This is a genomic window from Trueperella bialowiezensis, assembly GCF_900637955.1.
GTDB lineage: Bacteria > Actinomycetota > Actinomycetes > Actinomycetales > Actinomycetaceae > Trueperella > Trueperella bialowiezensis.
In genome coordinates this window covers 1,531,225-1,550,305 of record NZ_LR134476.1, presented here as the reverse complement: position 1 = coordinate 1,550,305, position 19,081 = coordinate 1,531,225, and the positions used below count along the sequence as shown (strand labels likewise).

Genomic DNA, 19,081 nt, shown 5'->3' with positions numbered 1-19,081 from the left:
AACCAATTCTCACACCTGCCTAATTCTTCATGAGGTTCGCGCCGTCAAGCGAGGCGGACCTGCGGGTTCGGAAGATGGACACGATAATGGCTAGGCCCACCACGACTTCCGCGGCGGCTACCACCATGACGAAGAATGCGAACACTTGCCCTTCGAGGTTTCCCCACATACGGGAGAATGTGATGAGCACAAGGTTGCACGAGTTAAGCATGATTTCGACGCCGAGCAGGGCCACCACGCCGTTGCGCCGGGTGAGCACTGTTGCACCACCGATAACAAAGAGGATGATAGCGAGGACTAGATAAGGCATTATTGGTCATCCTCCTGCGCTTCGAGTTCGGCGGTGTGCCCGCTACCGGATTCAAGCTGTTCCAAACGCTTGAGCGCCGCGTCGTGATCGGGTGCGATCTCGCCGGGCATGCCCATGAGCTTCGACCTGCCGACCTTGCCGTAGGTGCTCGGCCCGGAAATACCATCCCCGGTTGCGATGCGTTCCACGGTCTTCGGCGAAATTTCGCCAACCGTACGCACCTGCCCGCGGATCTGCAGCACGCGGTTCACCGAGCCCTTCTCAGGCTGGCCGTAGGCCGTCAGCGCGGGATTGGCCGAGGAGTTGGACTCCGCGTACACGCCCGGGTTCGGCTTGTGGCCCACATGGGTGCCCTTGGTGATGAAGTCGCGCATCTTGCGGTGTGCACGCTCTTCTTGGGTGACGATCGGGCGTAAGCGATCCTTGTGGGTGAGCGTCATCGCGCCGAGCGCCGCCACGATGAGCAGCGTGCCGGTGATCTGCAAGGTGAGCACGTGGTTGGAGAAGATCGACTTGGCCACGCCCACCGGGTTGCCCTCCGTGTTCGCCGCCTCGAGGCCCACGGCCGGCGGATGCGCGGCTCCCAGCAGCACGCCGATAAGGATCGCCGCCACGCCGAGCCCGCCGAGCACGGCCACGGCACGCTGCCCCTTGAGCGTTTCGTGGGTCGAGTCAGCAGAATCCACGCCAATAAGCATGAGCACGAAGAGGAACATCATGAGAATCGCCCCGGTATAGACCACCACTTGAGCCACCCCGAGGAATGGGGCCTCCTGCGCGGTGTACAACACTGCGAGTCCCACCATGATGAAAATGACGCAGACCACGGAGTGCACGGCCTTGCGTGCAAACAGTAGCCCGTACAGTGCGAGTGCGACCATCATGACGGCAACGACGCCGAAGATGATCATCTCGCCAAGAGAAATCTCTAGCATGCTACGTCGGCCTCCTGCCTATCGGATGCCTGTGCTGTTTTCAGCGAAGGATCGTCGGGGCGGTTTTCTGCCACCCAGTCGATCTGCGCCTGGGTTGGCCCGGTGACAGCGCCGCGGTAGTAGTCGGCGTCGGTCGTGCCCTCCGCCATCGGATGTGGCGGGTTGAGCATGCCCTCGGCCAGCGGTACCAGCAGTTCGCCCTTGTCGTAGATCATGCCCTCCCGGGTTGGGCCGGTGATCTCGTAGTCGTTCGTCATCGTCAGCGCGCGGGTTGGGCAGGCTTGGATGCAGTACGAGCAGAAGATACAGCGCAGATAGTTGATCTGGTAGACCTTGCCGTAGCGTTCACCTGGCGAGAACTGCGCCTGCGGGGTGTTCGTGCCGGCTTCCACGTAGATCGCGTCGGCCGGGCACGCCCATGCGCACAGTTCGCAGCCGATGCACTTTTCTAGGCCGTCGGCGTACCGGTTGAGCTTGTGCAAACCGTGGTAGCGCGGCCGGGTAGGAACCTTCTTGTACGGGTACTCTTCCGTGACGGTGGGCCGGAAGATCGTCGAAAACGTGACTCCGAAGCCCGCGACGGGATTGAGGAACCGGGCGATGGGGCCTTTCTTTGTTGGCCCGTAGAGCGCCGGATCCGGCTGTTCAAAACGTGGCGTATTATCAGACATTCTCGCTCTCCTTGGTGACCGTCGTGCGCGCTCGTGGCGACGGCGGAAGGTGCTGACCCGGAAGTGGTGGAACGGGGTATCCGTTCTCGAAACCGTCGAACTCTTGGCTCTCCCGCTCGGCGATGATCTCCTGCTCCGTCTTTTCTTCCGTGTCGTCTCCGAAGGCCCAGATCAGCAAAATCAGTGCGTAGCCGGTGGAGAGGATGACCATGACGTTGCGGACGTTAATTCCGACGACGGCGTCGACTCCGATCACGACGAGCACAATCGCCAGCCATCCGAGGGCGGCCGGGATGAGACCCTTCCAGCCCAGGTGCATGAATTGGTCGTAGCGGAAACGTAGCAGCGTGCCGCGCACCCACACGAAGATGCCCATGAAGAACCATGTCTTGGCGAGGAACACGAGCACGGGGAACCAGCCCTGGTTGGGATCCCCGCCCCACAGGCCGAAGATCCACGTGAGGATCGGACCCGAGCGCCATCCGCCAAGGAACAGGGTGGTGGCGAGCATCGACATGTTGAGCATGTTGATGTACTCAGCCAGGTAGTACCAGCCGAACTTCATCGAGGAGTATTCCAGGTGCGGGCCGGCTACGATTTCGCCTTCTGCTTCGGGAAGGTCGAAAGGCAGACGGTTGGTGCCGCCGAACATGGTGACGAAGAAAATCATGAACGCGGGCAGTGCCAGCAGGATGTTCCACAGCGGCTGCTGGGCGGCCACGATGCCGGACGTGGACATCGTCTGCGCCAGCACGAACACCGTGACGAGCGACAGCCCTTGAGCCAGCTCGTAAGAAATCATCTGCGTGGCCGCGCGCACCGAGCCATACAGCGGGAAGGTGGACTTTGCCGACCATCCGCCGAGTACCATGCCGTATTCACCTAGCGCGGCCACGGCGAGCACGAACAGCATCGCCACCGGCGAATCCGCCAGTTGGATCGGCGTGTTATTCCCGAACATGGACACGTTCGGGCCGACCGGGATGACGGCCATGACCGTGAACGCCGCGAGCGCCGAAATCACCGGGGCGATCGCGTAGATCACCCGGTCGGCGCCGGCCAGCCAGAAGTCTTCTTTCAGCATGAGCTTGAGCGCGTCCGGGAAGGACTGGCCAAGCCCGAGCGGGCCGACCGTGTTTGGCCCCAGACGGTTTTGCATTCTCGCGAGCAGGCGCCGTTCGAACCACAGCGCGAAGATCACGGAGAAGATAAGGAAGAAGATGATGGCAACAGCTTTGATCACCCAGATCCACCAGGTGTCCTGGCTGAAGTCCGCGGCTACCCCGCCGCTCATGAAGACGTTCACTGCGTTACCTCCAAGTCGACGACGTCGCCAGCGTTCGCCCCGATCAGGTGGATCTGGCTCCCCGGCGAGTTTTGCGGTACCCACACCACGCCGTCGGGCATCGCCTGAGTCACAGCGTCGAGTGTGAGCGTTCCCTTCGGGCCGCGTAGGGTGACCGTGGTTGCCCCAGCCGCAGTGTTCGGCGACATGACGGCCACTGGCTTGCGGGCTGTCTTGGCCAGGTGCGGTTCGTGGCTGAGGAGGGCTCCGGCGTCCAGCATCTGCTTCCAGGAAGCGAGCACGGCCTGTCCGGGGCCAACCGCGGGTACCGGTGCGGCTTCGACGTCGTGTGCGACGGCGCGCTCGCCGTCCCAATTGCGCAGCTCGGCCATTTCTTCGACGGCCTGCGCAAGCGTTGCCAGCCCGAGGTCAACTCCCATTTCTTCGGCCAGATCATGTAGCACGCGCCGATCTGGCAGCGACGTGGTGACGAGCGACTGTCCGAACGGACGCAGGCGGCCTTCCCAGTTGACGAACGTTCCGCCCTTTTCGGCCGTGGGCGCCACCGGGAGGACGACGTCGGCAAGCGCCGTCGTCTCCGTATCGCGCACTTCAAGTTGGACGACGAACACGTTGCGTAGCGCCTCATCTGCCCCTGCGGGAAGATCAGCAAGTTCAACGCCGCCCAGGATGATCGCGTCGATCTCACCAGTGCGGGCGGCTTCCAAGATCTGCTCGGTCGAGCGCCCCGGTTCGGATGGTAGCGCCTCAACGCCCCACACGGCTGCCGTGTCGATCCGTGCTTGCGGATCGGCCACCTGCCGCCCGCCGGGAAGCAGATTGGGCATCACGCCGGCATCAATTGCGCCGCGGTCGCCAGCACGCCGCGGAATCCACGCGATGCGTGCACCCGTGCGCTCGGCAAGCCTGCGTGCCGCGGTCAAAGCCCCCGGCGTCGCTGCCGTACGTTCACCGATGAGGATGATCGCGCCGTCGGTGTTCAGGTCTGCGAAGACCTCGCCGAATACGCCCTCGGCGCCTTCGGCCATCGCGTTCAACACCTCCGCTTCCGTGCCCGGTGTTGCCGGCACGAAGCGTGCATTCATTTTTTCGGTTCCGAGTGTCTTGTAGGCAGAAATCACTGACACCGTGGTGGTCTTGGCGAGCACGCCCTTGCGCAGCCGCAAGAACACGCTGCCGATTTCGTCTTCGGCTTCCAGCCCCACCGTGAGCACATGCCCGGCCTTCTCCAGATCGCTGTAGGTGACCCCGAGCCCCGTTGCCGCGACCTGCGCAGCAAGGAAGGAATCTTCTTCGTCCGATCCGGCGCGGGTACGGAAATCAACATCGTTCGTACCCAGCACGATACGGGCAAACTTCGCGTAGGCGTAGGCGTCTTCGAGCGTGACGCGCCCGCCGGTAATAACTCCCACGCCCTTGGCCGCTTGCAGCCCGTCAGCCGCTGCGCCGAGCGCGTCGAACCACGACGTCGGGCCGTCGGGCATATCTGCAACACGCGGGTACTTGAGCCGATCCGGACCAGCCTGCCAACGGAAGGCGAAACGATCCTTATCGGTGATCCACGCTTCGTTCACATCCGGATCTTCTTGCGCCAAACGGCGTACCACCTGCCCGCGGCGGTAATCCACGCGAATCGCAGATCCAGAGGAATCGTGCTCGGTCACGGACGGTACGGACACCAAGTCAAACGGCCGCGCGCGGAAGCGGTAAGCCGCGGACGTCAGAGCGCCAACCGGGCAAATCTGGATGACGTTACCGGAGAAGTACGACGCAAACGGCTTGCCCGTCACGTCCATTTCGCCCGGCTCAACAGGACCGGCGGCGAAACCAACCTGACTACCGGCGAAGCCTCCCGGCCCGGCATATTCATTATCAACAATCTGTGCGTCGTTGCCCTCGTGGTCAGTAAAGCCGAGGATCGAGGCGTCAAAGTTACCGATCTGCGAACCGTGCAGGCCGTGCACCTCCATGCCCGGTGAACCGCCGGAGCGGCCCTGCAGCTGAATAAACGGGTCACCGGCGATCTGCTCGGAGAACCGGGTACACCGCTGGCACAGAATGCAGCGGTCGCGATCCAGCAGGATTTGCGGGGAGACCGAGATCGGCTTCGGGTACGTCCGCTTGATGTCAACGAAACGGGATTCGGTGCGCCCGTCCGTCATCGCCTGGTTTTGCAGCGGGCATTCGCCGCCCTTGTCACACACCGGGCAGTCCATCGGATGGTTAATGAGCAGAAACTCCATGATCCCGTGCTGGGCCTTTTCGGCCACCGCGGAGGTCTCCTGCGTGTAGACCTCCATATTCGGCGAGACCGTCACAGCACACGCCGGCTGCGGTTTCGGCATCTTTGCCACCACGCCTTCCCGGTTCGGGGAGGCCACCTCAACCAGGCACTGGCGGCACGCGGCCGCCGGTTTCAGCAACGGGTGATCGCAGAACCTCGGAATATGCACGCCGATCTTCTCAGCGGCACGGATGATCAGCGTTCCTTTCGGAACGGAGGTCTCTTTGCCATCAATCTTGAGCGTGACGAGCTCGTCTGGCACGGTCATAGAACACCTACCTCAGCAAAGAGTGCGGACTTTTCGATCGGGAACTGCTCACGAACCGGCGTGCCCATGCACGCTTCGAACTCGTGGCGGAACAGGCTAATCGCCGAACGCACCGGGGTTGCTGCCGCATCACCCAGCGCGCAGAACGACCTGCCCGCAATATTGCCCGCGATTTCATCAAGCAATTCAATATCGCCTTCGCGTGCACGGCCGTCTTCAAACCGGTGCAGGATCTGGCGCATCCAATACGTGCCCTCCCGGCACGGCGTGCACTTGCCGCACGATTCGTGCTGGTAGAAGTCGTTCCACCGGGAGACGACCCGCACCACCGACACCGTGTCGTCAAACACCTGTATCGCCCTGGTCGCAAGCATCGACCCGGATTCGGCTACTTCTTCGTAACCCAGCGGCACGTCCAGATGGTCGGGTGTGCACAGCGGCGCGGACGAGCCGCCCACCGCGTAAAACTTCAGCTCGTGCCCGTCGCGAATACCGCCAGCCAACTCGAGCAGCTCGCGCATCGTAATACCAAACGGCGCTTCGTATTGACCGGGCCGCTTGACGTGCCCCGATAGCGAGAAAATACCGTGACCGGCCGAGTTCTTGGTGTTCTCGCCCATTTTCTTAAACCAGTCCGGGCCGTTATTAATAATCCCGGGTACCGAGGCGATCGACTCGACGTTATTGACCACTGTTGGCCGCGCATACAAGCCCTCCACAGCCGGGAACGGGGGCTTGAGCCGAGGCTGGCCACGTCGGCCTTCAAGAGAATCAAGAAGCGCGGTTTCCTCACCGCAAATGTAGGCGCCGGCACCGGCGTGCACGGTGATCTCCAGATCATAATCGCCATTCGGCCCGAGCCCGCGGCCCAGCAACCCGGCTTCGTGTGCCTCGCGCACGGCCGCCAGCAACCGCCGGTACACGTGCACCACTTCGCCGCGCAGGTAGATGAACCCGTGGTGACCGCCAATGGCGAGCATGCAGATCATCATGCCTTCGATAAGCACGTGCGGATTGGCCATCATGAGCGGAATATCTTTACACGTGCCGGGCTCGGATTCGTCGGCGTTGACCACAAGGTAGCGCGGCCCGCCGTCGGCAGGAGGTAAGAATGACCATTTGAGCCCGGTAGGAAAGCCCGCTCCCCCGCGCCCGCGCAGGCCAGATTCCTTGACAAGGTTGGTAATCGCGCCGTCCTCGCCGGCCATCTGCCACGCTTTTTCAATGGCCTGGTAGCCGCCATTAGCCCGATAGGATTCGAGCGTCCACGAACGCTCCTTGTCCCACATGTCGCTGAGCACCGGCGCAAGCGTCCCGGGCGCCGTCAACTCGCTCATTGCTGCTCCTCCTCGCTCACCGGTGCGGTCCAGCCCTGTTCGCGGGCAATCCGCAGGCCGGCCATCGTGGCCTCGCCACCCGCCGGGCCTTCGTCCACGTGACCATCTTCGAAACCGGCCAGCACGCGCGAAATCTCCTTGAACGTGTGCACCTTGTCCGGGCCGCGCGTGGGATGAATATCTTTACCGGCCCGAATGTCGTCCACAATCTGCTTCGCCGACGCCGGAGTCTGGTTATCGAAAAACTCCCAGTTCACCATGATCACCGGCGCGTAATCGCAACCGGCGTTGCACTCAAGCTGTTCGAGCGTGATCTTGCCGTCCGCCGTCGTCTCATCGTGGCCAACCCCGACGTACTCGCTGAGCTCGTCCCAAATGATGTCGCCGCCCATGACGGCACACAGCGCGTTCGTGCACACGCCCACGTTGTATTCACCGTTGGGACGACGCCGGTACTGCGAATAGAACGTAGCCACGGCCGAGACTTGGGCCCGGGTCAGGCCAAGGATGTCTGCCACTAACGTGATACCGCGCGGGGAACAAAAGCCGTCCTCAGACTGGATCAAATGCAACAGCGGCATGATGGCCGAGCGCGAGTTCGGATACCGTGCAATCACCTGCTCGGCATCCGCGCGTAGCCGCGCCTCAACTTCAGGGGTGTAGTTCATTAGCGATCCACTCCTCCCATCACTGGGTCAACTGCCGCCAGCGCAATAATCAGATCGGCGAGCAGACCGCCCTCGCTCATGATCGCCAGCGACTGCAGATTGTTGAATCCCGGATCACGGAAATGCGCGCGGTACGGGCGCGTTCCACCGGACGACACAAGATGAACACCGAGCACACCCTTCGGATGCTCGATCAGCTGGTACACCTGCCCGGCCGGCACCCGGAAGCCTTCCGTGACCAGCTTGAAATGGTGAATCAGCGATTCCATCGATTCGGTCATGATGTGCTGAACGTGCTCCGGGGTGGTGCCCTGGCCATCGGCCGCAATCGACAGTTGCGCCGGCCAAGCAATCTTCTTGTCTTCCACCATCACCGGCTGACCCTTCGTCTTATCCAAGTGATCGAGCACTTGGTAGATGATCCGGATCGACTGGTAGCACTCTTCAAACTTGACTTTGATGCGGTTGTACCCATCGCTCTTATCAGCAACCGGCACGTCAAACTCGTAGAGGTCATAGCCCGAGTTCGGCTGGGTCTTACGCAGATCCCACGGCACGCCGGCCGCACGGATCGACGGGCCCGTCATTCCAAGTGCCATGAGCGACGACAGCGGGGAGACCGCCACGTCCACGTGCCGCTTTTTAAAGATCGGGTTGCCAAGCGTGAGATCCTGCATCTCCGAAATCGTGTTGCGGATCCCCGGCAGCAGTTCGCGAATATAGTCGGTGCCGCCTTCTGGCAGGTCATCGAGCACGCCGCCCGGGCGGATGAACGCGTTGTTCATGCGCAAGCCCGTGATGTCTTCCAAAATCCTCAGCACGTCTTCACGCAGGCGGAAGGTGAGCGTCAGCATCGTCGTCGCACCCAGCTCGTTACCACCCGAGCCGATGCCCACGATATGCGAAGAAATCCGGGTCAGCTCCAGCAGCAGCACGCGGATCGCCTGCGCACGCTCCGGAATCTGATCCTCGATCCCAAGTAGCTTCTCAACCGCCTGGCAGTAGGCCACCTCTTGGAAAATCGGAGCCACATAGTCCATGCGAGTACAGAAGGTCACGCCCTGAGTCCAGGTGCGATACTCCATGTTCTTCTCAATACCCGTGTGCAAGAAACCAGTTGCGGCACGAACTTCGTTAACCCGTTCGCCGTCGAGCTCCACCTGAACGCGGAGCACGCCGTGCGTGGACGGATGCACCGGGCCAAGGTTGACAACAATATGCTCTTCTCCGAGCGCTTCGGCGTCCTTAGCAATATCGCCCCAGTCACCGCCCACAGCTTCGTAGGTTTTAGCGCCCGCCATCGACTCTTCCGTGGCGGCGCGTGTGGCACGTGGCATGGTCATTAGTTGTACTCCCTCCGTGCATCCGGCGGCGGAATAACGGCGCCCTTAAACTCCACGGGCACACCGCCAAGCGGGTAGTCCTTACGCTGCGGGTGGCCAACCCAGTCATCCGGCATCGCCGAACGGGTGAGCCCCGGATGGCCGTCGAAAATGATTCCCATGAGATCGAAGGCTTCCCGCTCAGACCAGTCATCGCCCGGGTAGACCGAGCAGATGGACGGCATGTGCGGATCGTCCTCCGGACACGTCACTTCGAGCGCGATCATCCGGTTGTGCGTGATTGAGAAGAATGGGAAATACGCGTGCAACTCGCGGCCCTTATCGTGCGGGTAATGCACGGCAGACACGCCCAGACACAGTTCGAAACGCAGATCCTGATCGTCGCGCAGATAGCGGGCGACGTCGACAAGGTGTTCCCTAGGCACGAAAATCACCAGCTGGTCATTTTCCACGCTGACTTTTTCGACGACGTCGAGACCATCGGCTTGGCCGAGTTCGATGATGATATCTACCACCTCATCAAACCAGCCGCCGTACGGCCTGGAAGCAGGCGGGGCGACGACGAAGACTTCCTCAAGATCCCCAAAACCGGTGGTGTCGCCAGTATCGGTGACACCCCACATGCCTTTACGTTTGGCGACGACGGAGGGGCGCGCCTGATCGATTCTGCTTAGCTCATCGCTCATACCAGTAGCCCCTTCTGCTCTTCGACCGGGATCGCAGCCAGCGCGGCCTGCTCGGCCTTGCGAGCGATTTCCTTCCGGTGTTCACCGATGGGACGGCCTTCAATGTGGTTATTACGCAGTTCGAAAATCGCGTTGATGAGCATTTCCGGGCGCGGCGGGCAGCCGGGTAGATACACATCCACGGGCACGAGGTGATCGATACCCTGCAAGATCGCGTAGTTATTAAACATGCCGCCAGACGAGGCACACACGCCCATCGAAATAACCCACTTGGGCTCCATAAGCTGGTCGTAAATGTTACGCACCACGGGAGCCATTTTCTGGCTCACGCGCCCCGAGACGAGCATGAGATCCGCGTGGCGCGGCGAGGCCCGGAAGACTTCCATGCCGATACGCGAGGCGTCGAACCGGACGGCGCCGAAGGCCATCATTTCGATCGCGCAGCACGCCAGACCCATCGTGACCGGCCACGGCGAGCGCGCCTGCGCCCAACCGCCAACGGCCTCGATGCCTGCGAGCAGTTTGCCTGATGCTTTTTCTTCAATACCCATTGCTTACTCCCATTCGAGTCCGCCCCGTCGCCACTCATAGACGAAGGGGACGGTAATGAGGAACACAAAACTTGCGATTGTAATAACGCCGGCAAGGCCGAGCTGGCCAGCCGAGACAGCCCACGGGTAGAGGAACACCACTTCAATATCGAAAATGATGAACGTCATCGCCGTCAAAAAGTATTTGATCGGGAAGCGCCCTTCTTGACCCGCGTTGGGTGTGGGTTCGAGCCCGCATTCATAGTTGGACACTTTAACGCGGTTATAGCGTTTCGGCCCCAAAATAGCTGACATCAGCAAACCGGCGACCGCAACTACGCCGGCAGCGATGATCATAACTAAGAATGGAACGTATGAATACATTAGTCCCTCAAACTTTCACCGTTGAAAATGCCGCCTGCACTACCGCAACACTTTTAATTCTATATCTTCCAGATAAAAAATTCTGGCTCATCAGGCTTTAGGCACCACTTTCGTCAGCGCGGTGATCAGCCGATCCATCCAATCTCCGCCCCGCCGATCGTAGGCATCGGACAGCAGCTTCATCACTAGGGTCATGAGTGTCTGCCGGGGCAGCCCATACTTGACACAGATGTGCATAATTTCCGGGCGTTCGATCAGCGCCGCGAAAATTCGGCCAAGCGTATAGTAGCCACCCAACTCTTCACGCAGCTCGGCAGGGTATTGCATCATCGCCCGGTCCTGTTGGCCTAGCGTTGGCCGTAGCAGCGCCTGCGCAATGAAGTCCGCCAGCAACCGCCCGGATGCGAGCGCGTAAGCGATTCCTTCGCCGTTAAACGGCGAAACCATACCGCCCGAATCGCCAACGAGCGCCAACCCGTTCGCGTAGTGCGGTTTACGGTTGAACGCCATCGGAAGCGCCGCACCCCGGATAGGGCCTCGTTGCGTTTCAGCATTGAGTTCCCATTCGGGCGGAGTGTTTGCAAGCCAGGTTTGGAATACTTTGCGGTGATCCACGCCGGTGGGTTTCGCCGTCGACGACAGCGAACCAAGCCCCACGTTGATCAAGCCGTCGCCTACTGCGAACGCCCACGCGTATCCTGGCAGCTGTTCGGATTCGTTCGGCTTGCCGGCCCACAGTTCCAGCCAGGATTCCATCATGTCCGTGTCTGCAAGCGGGGCTTCGAAATAGGTACGCACCGCCACGCCCATCGGCCGGTTCTGTGCCTTTTCACGCCCGAGCGCCGTCGACAGACGCGCGGCGACTCCCCCGGCGTCGACGACGAAGCGGGCCGAGAACGTCATCTCTTCGTTACGATCCGCCGTGCTACGTGCTTTCACGCCGACGACGCGGCCGGATTTTTCATGTACAACGGGCCCGGTCACAGTGACGCCTTCGCGCAGCCGCGCCCCAGATTCGACTGCCCGCCGAATAAGAATCTCATCGAAGTCGGTACGCGGACACGCGCTGCCCCAATTCGGCTGCGAGGCCAGTTCAGGCCAGGGCACTTCGATTTCATGGCCGGCGCCGCGGGCACGAATCCCATAGTTGCGCACCCAGCCGTCAACGGAGATCCCCATCCGAATCAGTTCACCGACCGCGCGTGGTGTCAGCCCGTCCCCGCACACCTTGTCGCGAGGGAAGGTGGCTTTTTCTAGAACGAGAACATCTACCCCGTTCTGTGCAAGATAGTGAGCTGTTGCGGCTCCTGCAGGCCCGCCGCCGACAACGACGACATCTGCATGCTCGACCATAATTTCCCTTTCAGTCATCCCCGCCGCAACGCCAATCAGTCTACGCATCTTGGCATACCTTGAGAAATTATGAGGCCCTGAATTACGTAAGACTTGGCTTACTGAATTAGGAAGTTACTGTGCCGCCTTTACCGCACTGTGAATCGCCATAATGCCGTTGGTCAGATTCTTATATGACACATCCGACCACCCTGCATCCCGGATCCTCGCCACGAATTCTTCCTGCGCCGGCCAGGCCTCGATTGACTCGAACAGATAACCGTAGGCCTCGGCATTAGAAGACAAAAGCGATGCCACGAACGGCATCACCTTCCCCAGGTAGAAATGATATAGCGCGCGGAAGGCGCGGTTTGTTGGCCGGGAAAATTCGGCGACGACGAGGCGCCCGCCCGGTTTCGTCACGCGCAGCATCTCGCGTAGTGCGGCGTCGGGGTCTTTCACGTTGCGCAGGCCATACGAGATCGTCGTGACGTCAAAACTGTTGTCTGCGAAGGGCAGGTCCATCGCGTCGGCTTTCACGAACGTCAGTAGTGGGAAGCGTGCGCGACCCTTGGCGATCATGCCTTCGGAGAAGTCCGCGGCGATCACATCCGCACCATACTTGGCGTAGCAGTTCGCGGATGATCCGGTACCAGCTGCGATATCCAACACTTTGAGCCCCGGTTTAGGCCCGATCGCTTCCCGCGTGGCGGTGCGCCACACTTTGATCAAACCGAAGGTCAACACGCCGTTCATGACGTCGTATTTATTCGATACCGTGTCGAACATGCTGGCAACATCACGCGGATTTTTTTCTAGTGTGGCTCTACCCATGTCTGCATTTAACCAAATAGAGACGTAACATCGTTATTCGTGTTCGAGATACCACATTTACGCGCCCAGACGACGCCGCTGCCCGATGGCTACGAGCCAGAGCTTGCAGCCCTATTTTTGGACGGGGAAATCGCCTGGATTAAAGACGGCACGGGTTTCGTGGCCGCAGGTGAGGCGGCGCGCTATGAGGCGCCTGCGACGCCGTCGCGTTTTGCTTTGGCATCCCAGTGGTGGTCGCGCGTGCTTGCCGACGCCGAGATCCGCGACGAGCTTCGCCTACCCGGCACCGGACTGATTTCGGTCGGCTCGTTTGCTTTTAACCACGCGTCCCCGGCCGGTTCGGTGCTTATCATTCCCCAAGTTGTGGTGGGCTGGGATGGGCAGACGGGGTGGCTCACCTTGATCGGCCCGACTGATCGCGACGTCTTTGACACCCTCAGCCCCGCTGCACGTGAACTCGTAGACGATACGCTCCGGCGTCGTAGGCCGCCTGCTGGCGAGGTTGCGCGCGTTTCGTGTGCGCCTGCCAGCACCGCAGAACGCGCCGACCATCGCTCCGGCGTCGTCGCTATTCAACAGCGCATCGGCGCAGGTGAGGCAGACAAAGTCGTGCTCGCGCGGCGGCTTGAGCTGGAAGCCAGCGAGCCGATCGACCAGCGCAGTGTAGTACGCGCACTCGCTGCTGCTAACCCGGAGTCGTGGACGTTCGCCGTCGACAGTCTTGTCGGCGCAACGCCCGAACTGCTCGCCGCAACAAAGGGCCGCGAGGTTCACGTACGCGTGCTGGCTGGCACGGCGCCTCGGGAACGCGATGCGAAAGCGTGGCTGATCTCGTCAACAAAAAACACCGCCGAACATCACATGTCAGTGGAGTCGGTGGTGTGCGCCCTCGAAAAACTTGGTGCCGTTGAGGCCGGGTCGCCGTTCGTGCTCGAACTACCGACCGTGCTTCACCTTGCAACCGACATCCGCGCGCATCTTGACCTAGATGCCACAAGCTTAGAAGTGGCGGGCGCTTTGCACCCAACAGCGGCACTCGGCGGTACACCTACCCACGCGGCGCTCAAGATAATCGACGAAGTCGAAGGGGCCGACCGCGGGCGTTATGGTGCCCCCGTGGGCTGGATGGGTTCCCACGGGGGCGAATGGTGTGTAGCACTCAGGTGCGCCCAGATTGACGGCACACGGGCGAGGGCCTGGGCCGGCGGCGGTATTCTCGCCGATTCCGACCCGGATACCGAATGGGCCGAAACCGAAGCGAAGTTCGCCCCGATCCTCGACGCTTTTAATCAGGCCGAGTAGCTAACGTGACGTCCACGTTCAGCAGCTCGCCGTTCCGGACGAGAAGCAGTGTGACGACGTCGCCGGACGCAAATTGGCGCACGTATCCGGTGAGCGCGAGCGCCGAGGACACGTCTCTGCCGTTGACCTGTAAGACGACGTCGTTTTCCTTGAGCCCGGCCGCTTCGGCCGGCGTGCCCGGCTCCACGTGACGCACCTGCGCGCCCTTCCAATTCGTGCCCTGTGCTTGGCCGATTCCGTCGACGATCGACACGCCAAGGTAAGCATGTTCTGCGACGCCCTTCTCGATCAGTTGGGCTGCGACGCGCTGGGCTAGGTTAGCCGGGATCGCAAACCCGAGGCCGATCGAGCCTGCTTTGCCTTCGCTTTGTTTGAGCGAGGCAATCGAGGATGCGACGCCGATGACGTGGCCTTTCGCATCAAACACGGGCCCTCCCGAATTTCCGGGGTTGACGGCCGCGTCGATTTGGATCGCGTTGGTAATCACCCTGGTCGGGTCGCGGTCAATGCCGCCTTCTTTCACGGTCTGCACGGGCCGATCCAACGCGGAGACGATTCCGGTGGTCATCGTGGAGCTCAACCCGAGCGGGTTACCAATCGCCGTGACCGGATCACCGACGGCAACCTTGCTCGAATCCCCGAACTGGGCCACCGTCAAATCCTCCGGTGGTGATTTCAGTTTGAGCACGGCCAGATCGGTCGACTCGTCGGTACCCACAATCTCGGCCTCGTAGACGCGCCCGTCGTGCAAGGTCACATATACTTCCTGCGCGCCGGACACAACGTGATCGTTGGTCATAATATGGCCCTGCTGGTCGATAACGAAGCCCGAGCCTGTGGAGGCACCTTCCGCCGTTTTCACATCAATGGCAACCACAGAATGTCCGACCGCCGTGGCCACCGCATTCCAGTCCGGCGCAGTGCCGGTACTTTCCACAGTTTCAGTGGTGCCCGACTGTGTGGAAATGGGCGCCGCCGCCGGGCGCGCATTACCCCAGCGCACGTTCATCACCCCGACTCCGAGCACGCCGCCAAGCAGCGACGCAATAAGACAGGCAACAATCAGCGCCGGCCAGCCTGGGCCGCGTCGGGTTTTCTGTACTGTTTGTACGGGCGGCGGTTGCACTGGGTTGGGCTGATAGTACCCGAAATCGTTTGGCCTGTTTTCTTCTGGCCTATAGTCGTCTGTCATTAATCCTCACTTCTGGCGCCTGCAACAGATTCTATGGAGCGCAGGCACCCGCGGTTAACTTTCGCCGTCGTTTTTTCCTCTCGGCTCAAGTTCGTACGCTACGCTCGTCACCGTTTGAGCAAATTGTGCGCGTCTCCCTCGCTCGGCTGACATGCTCGTCCGCCCAAGGTCGACGTGCACGATCCGCACGCAGTCCGATGGCATGTTCGCAACGAGCTGCGCAAGTTCACTCGCCGTCGTCGCACGCACGTACTTCGCGCCCACCGCTTTCGCATAGGCCTGGACGTCAATGCCGCGTTCGGTGCGAAACAGCTGGTCATAGGCTTGTTCGTCGCCCTTGCCGTATTCGAGGGTGGCAAACAGTGAGCCGCCGTGATCGTCGACCACAACCACGTCCAAGCCGGCTACCTTGTTCTCCACCCCGCGGATGAGCGCCCCGGCGTCGTGCACGAATGCGAGGTCACCAACGACGACGCGTACCGGTTCGCCCAGCGCGATCGCCAACCCGAGCGCCGTCGACATCGTGCCATCAATCCCAGCAAGTCCGCGATTGGCAAACCTTGGCCCGCCCGGTTTTCCGCCGTAAAGGTTCACTTCTCGAATAATCGACGACGCCGCCAGCTGAGTCGGCACCGGTGCCGCGTTGATGATCCGGGCGATGGCCGGGTACGTCAGCTCATCGCTTAATGCCAGTTCGTGTTCGATTGCTTCTTCTACCCGCTGGGATGCGTCCAGCCACTGGTCCACCCATCCGGGCTGCGTCGGAAAGTCGCCCACATCATCCACCACCCACGCCGTGCCGGCCACGTCGGTATAACCTGCGGGCTCGTCCACGGCATACACAGTCACCTTCGGATCAGCCAACAGTGCCGTCACCTCACGGGAGAGGGTCGGATGGCCGACGACGATCGCGGTATCAATCTGGTCACGAAGCGGGCTGCGCAATAGCAGCGGGTTGACACTGGTGGGCGCCCCGCGTAGCGGGCTGGTGGGCTCAGCGAGGATCGGCATATTTTGTGGAACAGACTTTGTTGGCGCGGCCGAGCCGGCCTGGGTTGCCGGACCCGCTATCACCACTGGTCTGCGCCCGGCTTGTGGAACTTCCTCAGTGCAGTCGCCGAGCGGATCTTCCCACGGCGTGCTGGGCATGAGCGGATCGCGGAAGGCGACGTTGATTAACACGGGTCCTGGTTCGCAGCCGGTTGCTTTATGCACCGCCTTGCGGACCTGCCCACGCACGCTTAGCACCCCGGCCGGAATTTCGGCGACGAAGCGCACGGACGCTTCCAACACTCCCCGGTGATCGGCCGTCTGTGAGGCCCGCACGCCTCGCATCTCGTGGGGCCTGTCTGCTGCCAGGACCACCATCGGCACTCCGGCGTAGGCGGCCTCTTCGACCGCCGGGTGTAGGTTCGCGACCGCCGAGCCCGACGTCGTCACAACCGCTGCCGGTGAGCCTGCGATTCCCGAGCCTAGCGCAACAAAGCCGGCCACCCGTTCGTCGGTTTCCACATGTAGTTCCACAACACCGGCTGTTGCTGCGTCACGTAGCGCATAGGCTAGCGGCGCCGAGCGTGATCCGGGGCAGAGCACGAACGTCGTCACGCCCGCTTTGACTAGCTCGGCCACCACGGCGCGCGCGAGTTGTTCACTGTTCATCGAAACCCTCCTTGGAACTCGTAGTTCCCGCTCACCCAGTGTCGCTGACGTGCATACTCCCACATCCGTTCCAGCCGCGTTGCCCATCGTTGTTCTAGCTCGGCGCTCACTGGCTCGGAAAATTCGGGGACGACGTCGCGAACTTCTATCTGGCCGTCGTGCGGAACAAGAGGTTTTGAGGTGATGTCGCGGTCGAAGAGCCGCGAGGTTGCGAGCCCACACGCGTAGGGTAGTTCCGGCAGTGCTGCCGCGAGCGCAATCCCGGCCCGGAGCCCTACCGAGCTTTCTACTGCTGAGGAGACGACGACGGGCACTCCCAGCTCTTCCTGCAGTCGCAACGCCCTTCGCACCCCGCCAAGCGGCTGGTTCTTGAGCACCACCAGGTCTGCCGCCTGTGTTCGTACGACCTCCTGTGCTAGCCCATCGATGCGAATCGACTCATCGGCAGCAATCGGCACGTCGACTTTTCTGCGCACCTGCGCCAGTTCGTCTACCTGCCTGCAGGGCTGTTCCACATATTCGAGTCCGCCCGCTGCTCGGTTCATCAGGCCGATATTGCGGACGGCTTCTTCGGCGCCCCACGCACCATTAGCATCGATCCGGATACGCGCCGTCGGTGCCGCTGCACGTACCGCTTCGAGCCGGGTGAGGTCTTCAGCGAGGGATTCGGGGTGGTCGGCGATTTTCACTTTAAAGGTGCTGCACGATGAGGCTGCAGCTAAGTCGTAGGCGGTCTGAGCGTCGACCGCGGGGATTGTTTCGTTGACGGGTACTTTTTGCCGGATCGGCTCAGGGTATCCCCGCTGTGCGGCTTCGTATCCGGCGGCTAGCCAGCGTGCGGCGACGTCGTCGTCGTAATCCCAAAACGGCGAGACTTCCGCCCAGCCTGTTCCGCCTTCGATTAGTAGGCCGTCTCGTTCGTCGAGGCGGCGGAAGCGGTTGGTAAAGCGTAGGCGGTAGACGTAAATGTTCACGCTTTCACAATACGCTGGCACAATAGGGGTATGACTGATTCACGTGTTCCCAATAAAGTGTCAGAGATTTTTGATCCGCGTAAGTGGCGGTCGATTGACGGTTTCCCGGATTCGGATATTACGTATCATCGGGGTGTTGAGAGGACGTTTGAGGGTTCACGTGTTGTTTCCGAGCGTGATTTGCCGGTGGTGCGGATTGCGTTTAATCGTCCGCTTGTGCGGAACGCGTTTCGTCCGGAGACTGTGGATGAGTTGTATCGCGCTATCGATCACGCGCGGCTTTCCGGCGAGATTGGCGCTGTTATTTTAACCGGGAACGGGCCGAGTCCCAAAGATGGCGGTTGGGCGTTTTGTTCTGGCGGTGATCAGCGTATTCGTGGGAGGGATGGCTACAAGTATGAGAGCGCAGGTTCTGCGGGCGGCTCACACGCCGGGCGTCTCCACATTTTAGAAGTGCAGCGTCTTATGCGTACGTCGGGCATGATTTTTATTGCTGCGGTGAGTGGTTGGGCGACTGGTGGTGGGCATTCGTTGAATGTGGTGTGTGACCTGTCGTTGGCTTCGCGTGAGCATGCACGGTTTATGCAGGTTGATGCGAATGTGGGCTCGTTTGACGCAGGCTATGGCGCGGCGTTGCTTGCGCGGCAGGTTGGGGATCGGCGGGCTCGTGAGATTTTCTTTTTGGCTCGTGAGTATTCGGCGGCGGATGCTGAGCGTTGGGGTGTTGTGAACGAGGCCGTGCCGCATGCGGAGCTTGAGGATCGTGCACTTGAGTATGCGGCGATCTTGCGTACGAAGTCTCCACAGGCTTTGCGCATGTTGAAGTTCGCTTTCAATCTCGCCGACGACGGCCTCGCCGGCCAACAAGTCTTCGCCGGCGAAGCTACCCGCTTGGCCTACATGACCGAAGAAGCACAGGAAGGCCGCGACGCTTTCCTCGAAAAGCGCCCACCAAACTGGGATGATTTTCCGTTCTACGCGTAGAGGGCTTCCGCCCAACGCCCGAGCGAGTTCAAGCCACCGCCACTCGCCCAGCTAGCGCCAGCCACTCGCCCGAGCAAGTTCA

Annotated in this window: 18 protein-coding genes; 2 read left to right on the top strand and 16 right to left on the bottom strand. The window is 61.2% G+C overall.

Translation table 11 applies throughout. The features are described from left to right. Positions 1-19: 19 nt before the first annotated feature. The 13 genes from nuoK to EL234_RS06960 all read right to left on the bottom strand — a co-directional run bounded on the left by nuoK (position 20) and on the right by EL234_RS06960 (position 12,888). Positions 20-310, bottom strand: a complete 291-nt coding sequence (nuoK, locus tag EL234_RS07020) for an NADH-quinone oxidoreductase subunit NuoK (RefSeq protein ID WP_126416784.1) — start codon at positions 308-310, stop codon at positions 20-22. After that, entirely contained in the window at positions 310-1,245 is a 936-nt protein-coding gene (locus EL234_RS07015; protein ID WP_126416783.1) for an NADH-quinone oxidoreductase subunit J, read from the bottom strand. Before EL234_RS07015 ends, nuoK begins: the two co-directional genes overlap by 1 nt. Further along, complete coding sequence (gene nuoI / locus EL234_RS07010) at positions 1,239-1,916, bottom strand: NADH-quinone oxidoreductase subunit NuoI (RefSeq protein ID WP_126416782.1); 678 nt, start codon at positions 1,914-1,916, stop codon at positions 1,239-1,241. The genes EL234_RS07015 and nuoI overlap by 7 nt, the downstream gene beginning before the upstream one ends. Beyond that, positions 1,909-3,222 (bottom strand): NADH-quinone oxidoreductase subunit NuoH, encoded by a 1,314-nt coding sequence (gene nuoH, locus EL234_RS07005; protein WP_322787195.1) that lies wholly within the window; start codon positions 3,220-3,222, stop codon positions 1,909-1,911. Before nuoH ends, nuoI begins: the two co-directional genes overlap by 8 nt. Then, on the bottom strand, positions 3,219-5,774 hold the full coding sequence (locus EL234_RS07000) for an NADH-quinone oxidoreductase subunit G (protein WP_126416781.1): 2,556 nt from the start codon (positions 5,772-5,774) through the stop codon (positions 3,219-3,221). The genes nuoH and EL234_RS07000 overlap by 4 nt, the downstream gene beginning before the upstream one ends. Further along, positions 5,771-7,111 (bottom strand): NADH-quinone oxidoreductase subunit NuoF, encoded by a 1,341-nt coding sequence (gene nuoF, locus EL234_RS06995; RefSeq protein ID WP_126416780.1) that lies wholly within the window; start codon positions 7,109-7,111, stop codon positions 5,771-5,773. The genes EL234_RS07000 and nuoF overlap by 4 nt, the downstream gene beginning before the upstream one ends. Then, positions 7,108-7,779: an NADH-quinone oxidoreductase subunit NuoE gene (gene nuoE / locus EL234_RS06990; RefSeq protein ID WP_126416779.1), complete on the bottom strand. Its 672-nt coding sequence runs from the start codon at positions 7,777-7,779 to the stop codon at positions 7,108-7,110. Before nuoE ends, nuoF begins: the two co-directional genes overlap by 4 nt. Further along, positions 7,779-9,116 carry an NADH-quinone oxidoreductase subunit D gene (locus EL234_RS06985; RefSeq protein ID WP_241969124.1) on the bottom strand — a complete coding sequence of 446 codons (1,338 nt, stop codon included), beginning with the start codon at positions 9,114-9,116 and terminating at the stop codon, positions 7,779-7,781. Before EL234_RS06985 ends, nuoE begins: the two co-directional genes overlap by 1 nt. Before the next feature lie 5 nt (positions 9,117-9,121). Next, positions 9,122-9,808: an NADH-quinone oxidoreductase subunit C gene (locus EL234_RS06980; protein ID WP_126416777.1), complete on the bottom strand. Its 687-nt coding sequence runs from the start codon at positions 9,806-9,808 to the stop codon at positions 9,122-9,124. Continuing rightward, positions 9,805-10,359: an NADH-quinone oxidoreductase subunit B gene (locus EL234_RS06975; protein ID WP_126416776.1), complete on the bottom strand. Its 555-nt coding sequence runs from the start codon at positions 10,357-10,359 to the stop codon at positions 9,805-9,807. The genes EL234_RS06980 and EL234_RS06975 overlap by 4 nt, the downstream gene beginning before the upstream one ends. Positions 10,360-10,362: 3 nt before the next feature. Beyond that, a complete protein-coding gene (locus tag EL234_RS06970) occupies positions 10,363-10,722 on the bottom strand; it encodes an NADH-quinone oxidoreductase subunit A (RefSeq protein WP_126416775.1) in 360 nt (119 codons plus the stop codon). 90 nt (positions 10,723-10,812) lie between these two features. After that, positions 10,813-12,123 (bottom strand): NAD(P)/FAD-dependent oxidoreductase, encoded by a 1,311-nt coding sequence (locus EL234_RS06965; protein ID WP_241968969.1) that lies wholly within the window; start codon positions 12,121-12,123, stop codon positions 10,813-10,815. Between the two features lie 66 nt (positions 12,124-12,189). Beyond that, positions 12,190-12,888, bottom strand: a complete 699-nt coding sequence (locus EL234_RS06960) for a demethylmenaquinone methyltransferase (RefSeq protein ID WP_126416774.1) — start codon at positions 12,886-12,888, stop codon at positions 12,190-12,192. A gap of 39 nt (positions 12,889-12,927) precedes the next feature. Here EL234_RS06960 and EL234_RS06955 point away from each other — a divergent pair, with 39 nt between their 5' ends. Further along, complete coding sequence (locus EL234_RS06955; RefSeq protein WP_126416773.1) at positions 12,928-14,190, top strand: isochorismate synthase; 1,263 nt, start codon at positions 12,928-12,930, stop codon at positions 14,188-14,190. On the opposite strand, the gene EL234_RS06950 is transcribed toward EL234_RS06955, so the two are convergent. From EL234_RS06950 to EL234_RS06940, 3 genes are read right to left on the bottom strand one after another with little or no spacing between them, the layout of a single operon-like run. Beyond that, entirely contained in the window at positions 14,174-15,382 is a 1,209-nt protein-coding gene (locus EL234_RS06950) for a S1C family serine protease (protein ID WP_126416772.1), read from the bottom strand. The two genes, EL234_RS06955 and EL234_RS06950, sit on opposite strands and share 17 nt — an antisense overlap. Positions 15,383-15,436: 54 nt before the next feature. Then, entirely contained in the window at positions 15,437-17,041 is a 1,605-nt protein-coding gene (menD, locus tag EL234_RS06945) for a 2-succinyl-5-enolpyruvyl-6-hydroxy-3-cyclohexene-1-carboxylic-acid synthase (protein ID WP_164712433.1), read from the bottom strand. Beyond that, on the bottom strand, positions 17,038-18,015 hold the full coding sequence (locus EL234_RS06940) for an o-succinylbenzoate synthase (protein WP_126416770.1): 978 nt from the start codon (positions 18,013-18,015) through the stop codon (positions 17,038-17,040). The genes menD and EL234_RS06940 overlap by 4 nt, the downstream gene beginning before the upstream one ends. A 30-nt stretch (positions 18,016-18,045) precedes the next feature. Here EL234_RS06940 and EL234_RS06935 point away from each other — a divergent pair, with 30 nt between their 5' ends. Beyond that, positions 18,046-18,999, top strand: a complete 954-nt coding sequence (locus EL234_RS06935) for a 1,4-dihydroxy-2-naphthoyl-CoA synthase (RefSeq protein WP_126416769.1) — start codon at positions 18,046-18,048, stop codon at positions 18,997-18,999. Positions 19,000-19,081 lie beyond the last annotated feature (82 nt).

Excerpts from the sequence above, each read along its gene's own strand:
- nuoK (WP_126416784.1), bottom strand. The coding sequence starts at position 310 with ATGCCTTATCTAGTCCTCGCTATCATCCTCTTTGTTATCGGTGGTGCA.
- EL234_RS07015 (WP_126416783.1), bottom strand. The coding sequence starts at position 1,245 with ATGCTAGAGATTTCTCTTGGCGAGATGATCATCTTCGGCGTCGTTGCC.
- nuoI (WP_126416782.1), bottom strand. The coding sequence starts at position 1,916 with ATGTCTGATAATACGCCACGTTTTGAACAGCCGGATCCGGCGCTCTAC.
- EL234_RS07000 (WP_126416781.1), bottom strand. The coding sequence starts at position 5,774 with ATGACCGTGCCAGACGAGCTCGTCACGCTCAAGATTGATGGCAAAGAG.
- nuoF (WP_126416780.1), bottom strand. The coding sequence starts at position 7,111 with ATGAGCGAGTTGACGGCGCCCGGGACGCTTGCGCCGGTGCTCAGCGAC.
- nuoE (WP_126416779.1), bottom strand. The coding sequence starts at position 7,779 with ATGAACTACACCCCTGAAGTTGAGGCGCGGCTACGCGCGGATGCCGAG.
- EL234_RS06985 (WP_241969124.1), bottom strand. The coding sequence starts at position 9,116 with ATGCCACGTGCCACACGCGCCGCCACGGAAGAGTCGATGGCGGGCGCT.
- EL234_RS06980 (WP_126416777.1), bottom strand. The coding sequence starts at position 9,808 with ATGAGCGATGAGCTAAGCAGAATCGATCAGGCGCGCCCCTCCGTCGTC.
- EL234_RS06975 (WP_126416776.1), bottom strand. The coding sequence starts at position 10,359 with ATGGGTATTGAAGAAAAAGCATCAGGCAAACTGCTCGCAGGCATCGAG.
- EL234_RS06970 (WP_126416775.1), bottom strand. The coding sequence starts at position 10,722 with ATGTATTCATACGTTCCATTCTTAGTTATGATCATCGCTGCCGGCGTA.
- EL234_RS06965 (WP_241968969.1), bottom strand. The coding sequence starts at position 12,123 with ATGCGTAGACTGATTGGCGTTGCGGCGGGGATGACTGAAAGGGAAATT.
- EL234_RS06960 (WP_126416774.1), bottom strand. The coding sequence starts at position 12,888 with ATGGGTAGAGCCACACTAGAAAAAAATCCGCGTGATGTTGCCAGCATG.
- EL234_RS06950 (WP_126416772.1), bottom strand. The coding sequence starts at position 15,382 with ATGACAGACGACTATAGGCCAGAAGAAAACAGGCCAAACGATTTCGGG.
- menD (WP_164712433.1), bottom strand. The coding sequence starts at position 17,041 with ATGAACAGTGAACAACTCGCGCGCGCCGTGGTGGCCGAGCTAGTCAAA.
- EL234_RS06935 (WP_126416769.1), top strand. The coding sequence starts at position 18,046 with ATGACTGATTCACGTGTTCCCAATAAAGTGTCAGAGATTTTTGATCCG.